This is a genomic window from Nocardia barduliensis (assembly GCF_013315795.1).
GTDB lineage: Bacteria > Actinomycetota > Actinomycetes > Mycobacteriales > Mycobacteriaceae > Nocardia > Nocardia barduliensis.
In genome coordinates, this window is the sequence record NZ_JABLTE010000035.1 from 63,862 (window position 1) to 76,369 (window position 12,508).

Annotated in this window: 13 protein-coding genes; 10 read left to right on the plus strand and 3 right to left on the minus strand. The window is 68.6% G+C overall.

Annotated elements, in window-relative coordinates:
* Window positions 1-8 precede the first annotated feature (8 nt).
* The 5 genes from HOV91_RS17115 to HOV91_RS17135 are packed head-to-tail and all read left to right on the plus strand — an operon-like array spanning window position 9 to window position 5,044.
* The gene (locus HOV91_RS17115) at window positions 9-1,574 is read left to right on the plus strand and encodes a form I ribulose bisphosphate carboxylase large subunit (RefSeq protein WP_246350278.1); all 1,566 of its coding nucleotides are present in this window, start codon (window positions 9-11) and stop codon (window positions 1,572-1,574) included.
* Window positions 1,571-2,017 (plus strand): ribulose bisphosphate carboxylase small subunit, encoded by a 447-nt coding sequence (locus HOV91_RS17120; protein ID WP_246350280.1) that lies wholly within the window; start codon window positions 1,571-1,573, stop codon window positions 2,015-2,017. Before HOV91_RS17115 ends, HOV91_RS17120 begins: the two co-directional genes overlap by 4 nt.
* Complete coding sequence (locus HOV91_RS17125) at window positions 2,007-3,023, plus strand: AAA family ATPase (protein WP_174186394.1); 1,017 nt, start codon at window positions 2,007-2,009, stop codon at window positions 3,021-3,023. Before HOV91_RS17120 ends, HOV91_RS17125 begins: the two co-directional genes overlap by 11 nt.
* A 15-nt stretch (window positions 3,024-3,038) precedes the next feature.
* Window positions 3,039-4,154 (plus strand): class 1 fructose-bisphosphatase, encoded by a 1,116-nt coding sequence (locus tag HOV91_RS17130; protein WP_174186395.1) that lies wholly within the window; start codon window positions 3,039-3,041, stop codon window positions 4,152-4,154.
* A gap of 11 nt (window positions 4,155-4,165) precedes the next feature.
* The gene (locus HOV91_RS17135; protein WP_174186396.1) at window positions 4,166-5,044 is read left to right on the plus strand and encodes a phosphoribulokinase; all 879 of its coding nucleotides are present in this window, start codon (window positions 4,166-4,168) and stop codon (window positions 5,042-5,044) included.
* 24 nt (window positions 5,045-5,068) lie between these two features.
* Here HOV91_RS17135 and dinB read toward each other — a convergent pair whose 3' ends face one another.
* Complete coding sequence (gene dinB, locus HOV91_RS17140; RefSeq protein WP_174186397.1) at window positions 5,069-6,310, minus strand: DNA polymerase IV; 1,242 nt, start codon at window positions 6,308-6,310, stop codon at window positions 5,069-5,071.
* Between the two features lie 129 nt (window positions 6,311-6,439).
* Here dinB and HOV91_RS17145 point away from each other — a divergent pair, with 129 nt between their 5' ends.
* Genes HOV91_RS17145 through HOV91_RS17155 form a run of 3 tightly spaced genes read left to right on the plus strand, consistent with a single transcriptional unit; the run spans window position 6,440 to window position 8,896 of the window.
* Window positions 6,440-6,820 carry a BlaI/MecI/CopY family transcriptional regulator gene (locus tag HOV91_RS17145; protein ID WP_084466478.1) on the plus strand — a complete coding sequence of 127 codons (381 nt, stop codon included), beginning with the start codon at window positions 6,440-6,442 and terminating at the stop codon, window positions 6,818-6,820.
* Window positions 6,817-7,767: a M56 family metallopeptidase gene (locus HOV91_RS17150; RefSeq protein ID WP_312884663.1), complete on the plus strand. Its 951-nt coding sequence runs from the start codon at window positions 6,817-6,819 to the stop codon at window positions 7,765-7,767. The genes HOV91_RS17145 and HOV91_RS17150 overlap by 4 nt, the downstream gene beginning before the upstream one ends.
* A 19-nt stretch (window positions 7,768-7,786) precedes the next feature.
* Window positions 7,787-8,896, plus strand: coding sequence for a winged helix DNA-binding domain-containing protein (locus HOV91_RS17155; RefSeq protein ID WP_174186398.1), 1,110 nt, complete (start codon window positions 7,787-7,789; stop codon window positions 8,894-8,896).
* Here HOV91_RS17155 and HOV91_RS17160 read toward each other — a convergent pair.
* On the minus strand, window positions 8,877-9,644 hold the full coding sequence (locus tag HOV91_RS17160; protein WP_312884664.1) for a TetR/AcrR family transcriptional regulator: 768 nt from the start codon (window positions 9,642-9,644) through the stop codon (window positions 8,877-8,879). The genes HOV91_RS17155 and HOV91_RS17160 overlap by 20 nt on opposite strands.
* 99 nt (window positions 9,645-9,743) lie before the next feature.
* On the opposite strand from HOV91_RS17160, the gene HOV91_RS17165 reads away from it, so the two are divergent.
* Window positions 9,744-10,706 (plus strand): ATP-binding cassette domain-containing protein, encoded by a 963-nt coding sequence (locus tag HOV91_RS17165; protein ID WP_174186399.1) that lies wholly within the window; start codon window positions 9,744-9,746, stop codon window positions 10,704-10,706.
* Window positions 10,703-11,527: an ABC transporter permease gene (locus HOV91_RS17170; RefSeq protein ID WP_174186400.1), complete on the plus strand. Its 825-nt coding sequence runs from the start codon at window positions 10,703-10,705 to the stop codon at window positions 11,525-11,527. The genes HOV91_RS17165 and HOV91_RS17170 overlap by 4 nt, the downstream gene beginning before the upstream one ends.
* Window positions 11,528-11,663: 136 nt before the next feature.
* Here HOV91_RS17170 and HOV91_RS17175 read toward each other — a convergent pair.
* On the minus strand, window positions 11,664-12,508 hold an 845-nt coding region (locus HOV91_RS17175), incomplete at its 5' end, for an AMP-binding protein (RefSeq protein WP_174186401.1).

Consider the following 12,508-nt stretch of genomic DNA (forward strand, 5'->3'; position numbering starts at 1 on the left):
CAATGAAAATGTTGAGTATCGCGAGGAACAATCAAATTGTTTATAGGTATCCGGCCCGTCATCCTGGAAATCTCGAGGCACGCCCGTTCGCCCGGGTGCGGGTGTCCCGCAGTGGCACAGCAGGAGGAACGATGGCCGAAGAAACCGAACGCGACCGCTGGGATCCGGGTGTCCAATCCTACGCGTCGATGGGCTATTACGCCCCCGACTACCAGCCGTCGGAAACCGACGTGCTCGCCGTGTTCCGGGTGACTCCGCAGCGCGGCGTCGACCCGATCGAGGCGGCCGCCGCGGTGGCCGGTGAATCCTCCACGGCCACCTGGACGGTGGTGTGGACCGACCGGTTGACGGCCCATTCGCGCTATCAGGCCAAGTGTTATCGCATCGATGAGGTGCCCGGCAGGCCGGGGGAGTACTTCGCCTATATCGCTTACGATCTCGACCTGTTCGAGGAGGGGTCGATCACCAACCTGACCTCTTCGATCATCGGCAACGTGTTCGGATTCAAGCCGCTGCTCGCGCTGCGGCTGGAAGACATGCGCATTCCGGTGGCATACGTGAAGACGTTCCAGGGGCCGCCGCACGGCACCGTGATGGAACGCGAATATCTCAACAAATACGGCAGGCCGCTGCTCGGTGCGACGGTGAAACCGAAACTCGGGCTATCCGCTCGCAATTACGGGCGGGTGATCTACGAGGCGTGCAAGGGCGGCCTGGATTTCACCAAGGACGACGAGAACATCAACTCGCAACCGTTCATGCGCTGGCGCGACCGGTACCTGTTCGCGATGGAGGGCGTGAACCGGGCGATGGCCGAGACCGGTGAGATCAAAGGTCACTACCTGAATGTGACCGCGGCGTCGATGGAGGACATGTACGAACGCGCGGAGTTCGCCAAGGAACTCGGCAGCGTCGTCATCATGATGGACCTCACCGTCGGATTCACCGCGATGCAGTCGATGTCGCACTGGGCGCGCCGCAACGGGGTGCTGCTGCATCTGCACCGCGCGGGGCATTCCACCTACACCCGGCAGAAGACCCACGGTGTCAGCTTCCGGGTGCTGGCCAAGTGGTGCAGGCTGATCGGCGTCGACCATCTGCACGCGGGCACCGTGGTCGGCAAGCTGGAGGGCGATCCGGCGACCACCAAAGGGTTCTACGACACGTTGCGGGAGAACCACATTCGCACCGAACCGGCCAACGGGATCTTCTTCGACCAGTACTGGGCGAGCCTGCCGGGCGTGATGCCGGTGGCCTCCGGTGGCATCCACGCCGGGCAGATGCATCAGCTGCTCGACCTGTTCGGCGACGACGTGGTGCTGCAATTCGGCGGCGGCACGATCGGTCATCCGCTCGGCATCGCCGCGGGCGCGGAGGCGAACCGGGTGGCGCTCGAGGCGGTCGTCCAGGCCCGCAACGAAGGCCGTGACCTGTTGAAGGAGGGGCCGGAGGTGTTGCGGAAGGCCGCCGAGATCTGCCGTCCGCTCGACGTCGCGCTGGCCACCTGGGGCGATGTCACCTTCGACTACACCTCCACCGATGCCCCGGACGCCGTGCCCACGGCCAGCCGATGAGCATCCAGGAAGGACCAGCCATGTACCTACGGCACGGAACGTTCTGCTATCTGCCGCCGCTGACCGACGAGCAGATCGCCGCGCAGGTGCGCTACGCGCTGCTCAACAGCTGGCCGGTCTCCATCGAGTACACCGACGATCCGCATCCGCGCAATGCCTACTGGGAGATGTGGGGATTGCCGCTGTTCGACCTGGACGAGCCCGACGGAGTGCTGGCCGAGATCGACGCGTGCCGGTCGACCTTCCCGCGTCACTACGTGCGGGTGCTCGCGTACGACGCGCGCTACACCAGGCAGACGACCGCGCTGAGCTTCCTGGTGCAGCGCCCGGCCGAGGAGCCCGGCTTCCTGCTGACCCGCACCGAGGGACCGGACCGCCAGCAGAAGTACGGCCTGCACTCGTATGCCACGACCGTCCGCCCGGGAGACCGGTATGGCGGCTGAGCGCAACGGCTCGGGATTCCGTCTGCACCGGCCGGGGGCCGAGGTCCCCGGCGCGGTGCGGACGGCGCCCGCCGAACCCGAGGCTCCCGAGATCCTGGGCGAGGACGCGGTGCTGGATCTGTCCACCGACATCGCGGGCCACGACGTCGAGGAGACGCTGCGCAGGCTGGACGCCGAACTGATCGGGCTGGCCCCGGTGAAGCGGCGGGTGCGCGAGATCGCGGCGCTGCTGCTGATCGATCGAGCGCGGCAGCGGTTCGGGCTGACCGCGTCGCGGCCCACCATGCACATGAGCTTCACCGGCGGGCCCGGCACGGGCAAGACCACAGTGGCGTTACGGATGGCGCAGATGCTGCACGCCCTCGGCTACATCCGGAAACCGAAGGTGCACACCGTGACCCGCGACGATCTGGTGGGCCAGTTCATCGGGCACACCGCGCCGAAGACGAAGGAGGCGCTGGCCAAGGCGGCGGGTGGCGTGCTGTTCATCGACGAGGCCTACTACCTGTTCCGGCCGGAGAACGAACGCGACTACGGGCAGGAGGTGATCGAGATCCTGTTGCAGGAGATGGAGAACGAGCGTGCCAGCCTGGTGGTGATCTTCGCCGGATATCCGGATCGGATGGACCGCTTCTTCTCCGCCAATCCTGGACTGTCCTCGCGGGTGGCCCATCACCTGGAATTCGCCGACTACACCCACGCGGAACTGCTCGGCATCGCCGAGATCATGGTGGCCGCGGAGAGCTTCCGCTTCGACGACGCGGCGCGCACGGCATTCGGCGAGTACCTGGAACGCCGAATGACCCGTCCGCGCTTCTCCAACGCCCGCAGCGTGCGCAACGCCCTTGACCGCTGCCGGCTGCGGCAGGCGAAACGTCTCGTCGAGCTGCGCAGACCGCTGAGCAGAACCGATCTGATCACGCTGACCGCTCAGGACGTCTACGGCAGCAGCGTGTTCACCGAACCAGAGCTATCCCGAGAGCCGGCCGTGCGGGGCCCCCGGTGACGAGATCGAGGCGCGATGCCAGAAGGACTGAAGACCCTCACCCGCTACACCATCGAGCAGGAGCACCGGCATCCCGGATCCTCCGGTGAGTTCTCCGCCCTGGTGAACGTCATCGCGACGGCGACGAAGATCGTCGCGAATCAGGTCACCCGCGGCGCGATCGTCGGATCGCTCGGCACGGTGATCAATCCATCCCTGCTCCCACCCGCGAATCCGGACAGTCCGCCGTCGACCGTGCCGCGCAACCTGGACGCCATCAGCAACGACATCATGGTCGCCGAAACCCAGTGGACCGGCCATCTTTCGGCGTTGCTTTCCGAGCAGATCAGCGACATCCACCCGGTGCCCGACACGCATCGGCGCGGAAAGTACCTATTGGCGTTCGATCCGCTGGACGGCTCGTCCAACATCGACGTCAACCTGCCGGTGGGCACGATCTTCAGCGTGCTGCGCGCGCCTGCGCGGAGACGGGGCGCGACGAGCACTCCGAGCGCGGCGGATTTCCTGCAGCCGGGCGCGGAGCAGGTGTGCGCCGGGTTCACCCTGTACGGGCCCGCGACCATGCTGGTGCTGACGACCGGAAGCGGGGTGGACGGGTTCACCCTGGACCGGGAGATCGGCGCGTTCGTGCTGACCCACCCCGCCATGCGCATCCCCGAGGACACCTCCGGTTTCGCGATCAACGCGGCCAACGAGCGATTCTGGGAGCGGCCGGTGCGCCGTTACGTGCACGAGTGCCTGGACGGGGTGGACGGCCCGCGCGAGCGCGATTTCAATATGCGCTGGGTGGCCTCGCTGGTGGCCGACACCTTTCACATCCTCACTCGTGGCGGGGTCTACCTGTATCCGCGCGACACCCGTCCGCCCACGCGGCCGGGCCGGGTCGCGCTGCTCTACGGAGCCAATCCGATCGCGTTCATAGTCGAACAGGCCGGTGGCGCGGCGACCACCGGCAGCGAGCGGGTGCTGGAGGTGGCGCCGGGCGAGGTGCACCAGCGGGTGCCGCTGATCTTCGGCTCCCGCAACGAAGTCGAGCGCATCGAGCGGTATCACCGCGAACCCGACGAGGGACCCAGCTTCGACAGCTCGCTGTTCGGCACGCGCTCGCTGTTCCGCCCGGCGCAGCGCTGAAGAGGAGAACCATGTCGGTCAAGCACCCCGTCGTCGCGATCACCGGGTCCTCCGGCGCCGGGACCTCCAGCGTGACGCGGACGTTCCAGGAGATCTTCCGGCGCGAAGGAATCAACGCCGCCATCGTCGAGGGCGATTCGTTCCACCGGTACGACCGCAACGAGATGAAGCTGGCCATGGCCGAGGCCGAGCAGAACCGCAATCTGCGGTTCTCACACTTCGGCGAGGAGGCCAATCTGCTGAAGGAACTGGAGACGCTGTTTCGTGACTACGGCGAGACCGGCGTCGGCACGGTCCGCCGGTACCTGCACGACGAGGCAGAGGCCAAGCCCTACGGGCAGCCGCCCGGGACTTTCACGCCGTGGGAGGAGCTGACGCCGGGCAGTGACCTGCTGTTCTACGAAGGTCTGCACGGCGCGGCGGTCACCGCGACTGTGGACGTGGCCCGGTATACCGATCTGCTGGTCGGGGTCGTGCCGATCATCAATCTGGAATGGATTCAGAAAGTGATCCGGGACAAGACCGAGCGCGGTTACTCCAGCGAGGCCGTGATCGACACGATCCTGCGGCGGATGCCGGATTACGTCACCTACATCTGCCCGCAGTTCTCCCGCACCTACGTCAACTTCCAGCGGGTGCCGACCGTGGACACCTCGAATCCGTTTATCGCTCGCACCATCCCGACGGCCGACGAGAGCTTCGTGGTGATCCGGTTCGCGGATCCGAAGGTCATCGACTTCCCGTATCTGCTGTCGATGCTGCACGACTCGTTCATGTCGCGAACCAATTGCATCGTGGTGCCCGGCGGCAAGATGGAGCTGGCCATGCAGCTGATCTTCACCCCGCTGATCCTGCGGTTGATGGACAAGCGGCCGAAGCGGTCGTGTTGAGCGCGCGACGCGACGCTCGACGACTCAGTCGGGGAGCAGGGGTACCGAGATGCCCTCGCCGCGGTGCAGCAGCGCGGCGCGGGTGACGGCGGCGGAGCCGAAGCGCTTGCGCAGGTCGTCCAGAGTCGCGTCGAGGGTGTTGGTGGCGCGGGACTCGAAGGGCAGGGCGAGTTGCACGGCGTCGGCGTCGGCGAGGTTGGTCAGCGCCAGGCCGATCAGGGTGAGACCGCGTTCCTGGATGAGCGGCATCGCCCCGGTGAGCAAGGTGCGGGCCGCACCGAGGATCGTCTCGGTGTGGTCGGTCGCCTCGGCGAGGGTGTGTGACCGGGTGGCCCGGGTGAAATCGTCGAAACGCAGACGCAGCACCACAGTTCGGCACACCCGGTTCGCTGCGCGCAGGCGCCTGCCGAGCCGATCGGTGAGTCCGTGCAGATAGGCCTCGATCTCGTCGGGAGGACGATGCTTACGGCCGAGGGCGCGCTGGGCGCCGATCGAGCGCCGCCGCCTGCCGGTCTCCACCCGGCGCGGGTCGCGCGCCCAGGACAGGGCGTAGAGGTGGCGGGCCGCGGCGGGGCCGAGTATCGCCCGCAGCGGGCTCTCACCCAGTTCGGCCAGCTGACCGACCCGGGTGATGCCGTGCGCGTGCAACGTGCGCGCGGTGACATCGCCGACGCCCCAGAGTCGCTCGACCGGCAGCGGATGCAAGAACTCCAGTTCGCCACCCGGCGGCACCAACCGCAACCCGTCCGGTTTGGCGACCGCACTGGCCACCTTGGCGAGGAACTTGGTGCGGGCGATGCCCACCGAGATCGGCAAGCCGACGTGATCGCGGACCCGCGCGCGCAGCCGCGCGGCGATGGCGACGGGCTCACCCGAAATCCGGCGCAGCCCGCCGACATCGAGGAACGCCTCGTCGATCGAGATGCCCTCCACCAGGGGCGTGGTGTCGCGGAAGATGTCGAAGACGGCTTTGCTCGCCTCGGCGTAGGCGGACATCCGCGGGGGGACCACGATCGCGTGCGGGCACAACCGGCGCGCCTGCCCGCCGTTCATCGGGGTGCGCACGCCGAACGCCTTCGCCTCGTAGCTGGCGGCCAGGACCACTCCGCCGCCGACGATCACCGGCTTGCCGCGCAGCCGTGGGTCGTCCCGCTGCTCGACCGAGGCATAGAACGAATCGAGATCGGCATGCAGGATCGATGCCTCCGCCCGCGCGAGGATCCGGGGCCTGCCGGGTCGGGAGACTGGCGCATCGGACACGAACATATGTTCGCACAGTGCTCCGACAAGCGCCGTGGAGCCGGGGTCGATCTACTGGTTGCCTCAGTAGTAACCCCCCTGGGCCGGTAACCTGTTCCCATTACGGGGCACAGCTCGGATGAGGGAGTCGGTACAGTGCGAGGATTCGGGGATCTGGAGGCGGTGATCATGGACCGCATCTGGGATCAGGACGCAGAGGACACAACGGTGCGCGAGATCTTCGACGAACTGTCGGCTCGGCGCGACATCGCCTATACGACGGTTATGTCGACCATGGACAACCTGCATCGCAAAGGCTGGCTGGCGCGCGAGCGCGCCGGCAAGGCCTATCGATATTGGCCGACGCTCACCCGGGAGGAACACAGCGCCCGGCTCATGCTGGAGGCGCTGGGTTCCGGCGGCCGCTCGGATCTGGTACTCAGTCATTTCGTCGATCGGATCAGCGCCGAGGAGTCAGCCGGGCTGCGTGCCGCGCTCCGCAGACTCGCGGCGCGCAAGTCACCAGAAGTGCCGTGAGCCTTGCCGTAGCTCTGATGCTGTACGGCAGCGTCGTGGCGACCTTCGGGCCGCCCGTGCTGCGCAGTCTGACCCATCGCGGTATCGCGCCGCGGCTGGGTGTGATCGCCTGGGTCGTCGCGATCGTCGGCGCGCTGAGCGCGTGGGGGATCGCGGCGATATTGGTGACCCTCGAGTTCGCCACCTACTGGGGACATCCGAAGGACGCGTTGCGCGCCTGCGTCTCGTTCCTGTGGTCGCCGATGCACGTGCACGGCGCGGCGGCCACCCGTGCGGCCACCTTCGCGGTGGCGGCGCTGGTCGCCACCGGCACGGTCGCGCTCGTGGTCCGCGCCGTGGGCGTCGTGGTGGACATGCGCAGGCGCACCAGTGTCCATGCCCGGGCGGTGCGGCTGGTCGGCAGGCCGGTGCCGGGTATCGGGGCGGTGGTGCTCGATTCGCCGGAGCGCCAGGTGTACTGCGTGCCGGGACGGCCCGACACCATCGTGGTCACCACCGCCGCGCTGGACGCGCTGGACGACGACCAGCTCGCCGCGGTCCTCGCGCACGAACGCGCCCACCTGTCCGGCAGGCACGCGGCGTTGAGCGCGGTGCTGCGTGCGGTCGAAACCACCCTGCCCGGCCTGCGATTGTTCACCGTGGGCGCGGCCGAGATCGCGCGCCTGCTGGAGATGTGCGCCGACGACAAGGCCGCCCACCAACACGGCTCGCTGCCGCTGCTGGGCGGGCTGCTGGCGATCGTCGGCATCGCCGAGCCCGCGCCGACGGGCGCGCTGGCCGCGGCGGGCACCGCGGTGCTGGCCCGTGCCGAGCGGCTGGCCGACCCGGTCGGCGCGATCCGGCGAGCCACCACCCGCACCGCCCTGCTCGGCGTGATCGCGATGACGGTGACCGGGTCGGCGCTGGCGGCGGCGATGGTCGCGGGCCTGGGCGCACTGCTGAGCTGAAGAGTCGGAGGAACACGAGTTGCGGGTCACCTGGGATCAGGTCTTCGCTTGGCGGCTGCGCCGTCAATACGTGCGGTCCCGTGCGGACGAGGGCGTGGTCGCGATCGCCGAACGCCTGTGTGGGGTGCAAGCTCAGGTCACCTCCGCGGCGGAACTGGCGGTCGCGCTACGCAGCACGAAACCGGAGCCGGGCGGGCTGGTTCGCGCGCTCGAGGACGGCGTCCTGATGAAGACCTGGGCGATGCGGGGCACCCTGCACGCGCTCACTCCGGACCTGGCCGCCGCCTGCCTCGCGCTCATCGGGTCCGCACGGACCTGGGAGAAGCCCGCCTGGCAGAAGAACTTCGGCGCCTCGCCCGCGGAGGTGGCGGCACTGACCGAGGCGGTCGCCGAGGTGCTGGACGGCGCGGTGCTCACCCGTGAGGAACTGGTCGAGGCCCTGGTGTCCGAGCCGGGATTCCACCGGCTCGGCGAGGAATTGCGCTCCGGGTGGGGCGCGCTGCTCAAACCCCTGGCCTGGCAAGGGGTGCTATGCCACGGTCCGGCGCGGGGCGCCAAGGTGACGTTCACCAGTCCCGCGCATCTGGTGCGTGACTGGCCGGGTCTGCCGGAACCGGATGCCGCGGCGCATACGGCGATCCTCGGCTACCTCCGCGCCTACGGCCCGGCGACGCCGGAGACCTTCGACGCCTGGCTCAGCCGCAACAGTCTGCGCAAGCCCACGGTCCGCCGCTGGTTCGCCGAGCTGGGTGAGTCGCTCACCGAAGTCGAGGTGGAGGGCCGCCGCGCCTTCCTGCCGAGCGATCAGGCCGAGGCCGTTGCCGCCGCCGCGCCGAGCGCGTCGGTGCACCTGCTCGGCGCTTTCGACCAGTACGTGCTGGGGCCGGGCACCGGTGACACCGCCCTGCTGCCCGCCGCCCACCGCGCGAAGGTCAGCCGCACCGCGGGCTGGATCTCACCGATCGTCGTCGTGAACGGACGCATCGCAGGCGTCTGGGAACTCACCGAGGACGCCGTCGAGATCACCATGTTCGACGGTGCGCCGCTGCCGAAGCCGGGGCTGGACACGGCTGTCGCCCACGTCGCGCTGGCGGCTGGGCGCGACACGCTCACGGTGCGGGCCGCGTAGCGCTGTCGCGGTGGGTCACATAGTGTTCCAAGCCGTCCAGGATGCGCTGTAGCCCGAAAGCGAAGTGGTCGAAATTCGGGCCGAACGCGTCCTCCGACAGTGCGGCCATGGCCGGGTAGCGGCCGCTGGCCATGGCTTTTTCCAGTACGGGGGCCTGCGCCTGCCAGAATTCCGCGTCGGTCAGGCCCGAGACGCGTTCGGCCTCTCGCTCGTACAGCTGCGTGCGGGCCGCGCCGAGCACGTAGCCGGAGATCATGATCATCACCGAGACGAGTTCGCGATCGGGCAATCCCATCGGGCGGATCGCGCCGAGCAGTTGCTCCATACCTTCCACCGCGCCGGGTCCGAGGACCGGACGTGACTGGTTCACTCCGATCAGCCAGGGGTGCCGCCGGTACATGGCGAGGGATTCGTAGGCGAGGGTCTCCAGCGCGCCGCGCCATCCGCCGCGGCGATCGCCGAGATCGTCGATGGGGGCCTGCACCCGGTCGAGCATCAGATCCAGCAGTTCGGCCTTGCCCGGCAGATACCGGTACAGCGACATGGTGCCGGTGCCGAGTTCGGTCGCGATCCGGCGCATGGTCACCGCGGCGAGGCCCTCGCCGTCGGCCACCGCGATCGCCGCGTCGACGATTCGGTCCAGCGAGAGAGCCGGTTTCGGCCCGCGGCTCGGCCGGGGCCCCGCGCCCCAGAGCAGGTCGAGGGTGCGGGCGATGTCGCCGCTGCCGCTGGTCTCCGTGCCGGTCACAATCGCCAGCTTATCCGCTTGGCAGAAAACTGGGTACGTTGTACCCTAATTCGAGTACGTTGTACTCAGTTTTCGGGTACGCCACGGGGAAGGTGAAGAGTGAACGATTTCGCGGTCCTGGCCGAGGGACTGGAAAAGAGATACGGGGACAAGCGGGCTCTGGACGGGTTCGATCTCACCGTGCGGCGCGGCACGGTGCACGGGCTGCTCGGGCCCAACGGCGCGGGAAAGACCACCGCGGTGCGCATTCTGTCGACGTTGATCCGGCTGGACGGCGGCCACGCGAGCGTGGCGGGCCTGGATGTCGCCCGCCGCCCGCGCGATGTGCGCGCCCGCATCGGGCTGACCGGCCAGTACGCCGCTGTCGACGAGGTGCTCACCGGGCGGCAGAACCTGGAGATGTTCGGCAGGTTGTTCCATCTCGGCGGACGGCGGGCCGAGCAGCGGGCCACCGAACTGCTCGAGCGCTTCGACCTGACCGAGGCCGGCGACCGCGGCGTCGGCAAGTACAGCGGCGGCATGCGCCGCAGGCTCGATCTGGCGGCCTCGATGATCCTCGCGCCGGACGTGCTGTTCCTGGACGAGCCCACCACCGGACTCGACCCGCGCAGTCGCGGCGAGGTCTGGGAGTCGGTGCGGGCCCTGGTCGCCGACGGCACCACGGTATTGCTGACTACGCAGTATCTGGAGGAGGCGGACAAGCTCGCCTCCCGGATCACCGTCATCGATCAAGGACGCGCCATCGCCGAAGACACGCCGGACGGATTGAAGAGCACGGTGGGCGGCGACCGTATCGAGGTCGTGGCCGCGGACGTGGCCGACCTGCCCGCCGTCGCCAAAGTGGTGGCCCGCGTGTGCGAGGGGGAACCGGACATCGACGACGTCGAGCGACGGGTGTCGGCGGCGGTCACCGAGCGCGTCGCGGCCCTCACCGACGTCGCGCGCACGCTCCAGGACGAAGGCGTGGACGTGGAGGACATCGGTCTGCGCAGGCCCAGCCTCGATGACGTCTTCCTGCAGTTGACCGGCCACCGCACGACCACAGAGGAGGCGGCCCGATGAGTGCCATGGACCTCACCCCGAGCCGTTCGCGTTCCCGCGCGTACTGGGCGATCGCCGATTGCTGGAATGTGGTGCGCCGCGGCCTGACTCACTATCAGCGGCAGCCGATCAACATCGCCTGGCAACTCGGCTTCCCGATCCTGTCGGTATTGCTGTACGGGTATGTGTTCGGCAGCGCGATGAGCGTGCCCGGCGGCGGTGACTACCGCAGCTTCCTGATGCCGGGCATGTTCGCCATGACGATGGCGTTCGGCTTCATCAACACCGCCACCGTGGTCGTCTACGACGCCACCAACGGCGTGATCGATCGCTTCCGCTCGATGCCGATGGCCTCCTCGGCGGTCGTATCCGGGCGCGGGGTGACCGATCTGATCGTTGCCTGCGCCGAGTTGACCATTTTGATGCTGACCGCCCTGGTCATCGGGTGGCGACCCGACGGGGGAGTGCTGCGCGGCGTCGCCGCGTTCGGTCTACTGTTGTTGCTGCGGTTCGCGCTGATCTGGGTGGGCGTCTGGCTCGGATTGCTGGTGCCGAACCCGGAGGCCGCAGGCGGGCTGTTCGCGGTCGCCTTCCCGCTCACCATGATCTCCAGCATCTTCGTCGCACCTCAGCTGATGCCGGACTGGCTGGGCGTCATCGCGGCGTGGAATCCGATCTCCTCCACGGTGGCGGCGACCCGCGAGCTGTTCGGCACGCCGGTCGGCAGCGGGGATTCCTGGGTGGAACAGCACGCGTTGCTGATGGCGGTGGTGTGGCCGCTGATCATCACCGCGATCTTCCTGCCGCTCGCGGTCCGGCGATTCCAGCGCCTGAGCCGCTGAGCCGCCCAGCGTGAAAGGCCCTATCGGCGCCCGGCATTCGCTGCCGGGCGCCGATAAGGCCGGCCACACTGGAACGCCCCGGATCGTCCCGTGAACGATCCCTGACAACGATCCGGCAGCGGCCCGCCTGGGACGATCAACCGCTCACGTATTCGTCGGCCAGTACTTCACCGTCGCCGTCCAGGAAGATCGCTGCGCCGACGGTTCCGCCTGCGACCAGTTCGATCAGACTGTCGGGGGATCCAGGGTCGCCGGGGTGCGAGATCTGGGACTCGTAGGTGAGTCCGGCGCGGGTACGCAGTTCCTCGACCGCGGTGGCGAGGTCGTCGTAGCTGAGCGTCTGCGCGCCGGCGAACGCCGGGTCGCCGCCGCGCAGCGCGCGGGTGCGGTGGGCGTAGGTGACCGGGCGCGGGGACTCGGCGGCGATCTCGGCGACGACGGCGGCGTCGTCGAGCGCCAGCCAGTCGGGCGCTTCGCCGGACCAGGAACTGCCCATGGTGAGGCCGATCTTGATCTCGAGATCCTCCGGCAGTGCCGCGTCGAGCGCGTCGACCGGGACCACGGCGGCGCCTGCCTTGAGCACGGCCCAAGTGGCGACGACCGCCTCGATCCCGCCGTCGAGCCGCACGGCCACACCGGCGCCGGGGCCGCAGCCGCGCGCGATCAGCACCCGGGCCAATTGCGACGAGCGGGTCTCGAGGTCGTGGTAGGTCAGCTCCTCGTCGCCGGACACGATCGCGGGGGCTTCGGGATCGTCTTCGACCGCGGCCACCAGTGCCTGTGCCAAGGCGGTTCCGGCGGTCGCCGTCGACGGCGCCGGGGCGGGTTTGGCGACGGCGGTGACGAATTGATGCTCGGTTCGGTCGAGGATGTCGATGTCGCCGATGAGGGTGTGGGGGTTGGTGGCGATGGTGGTGAGGATGCGTTCGAGGCGGTGGCCGAGGGTGTGGATGGTGGTTTCGTCGAACAGGTCGGTGGCGT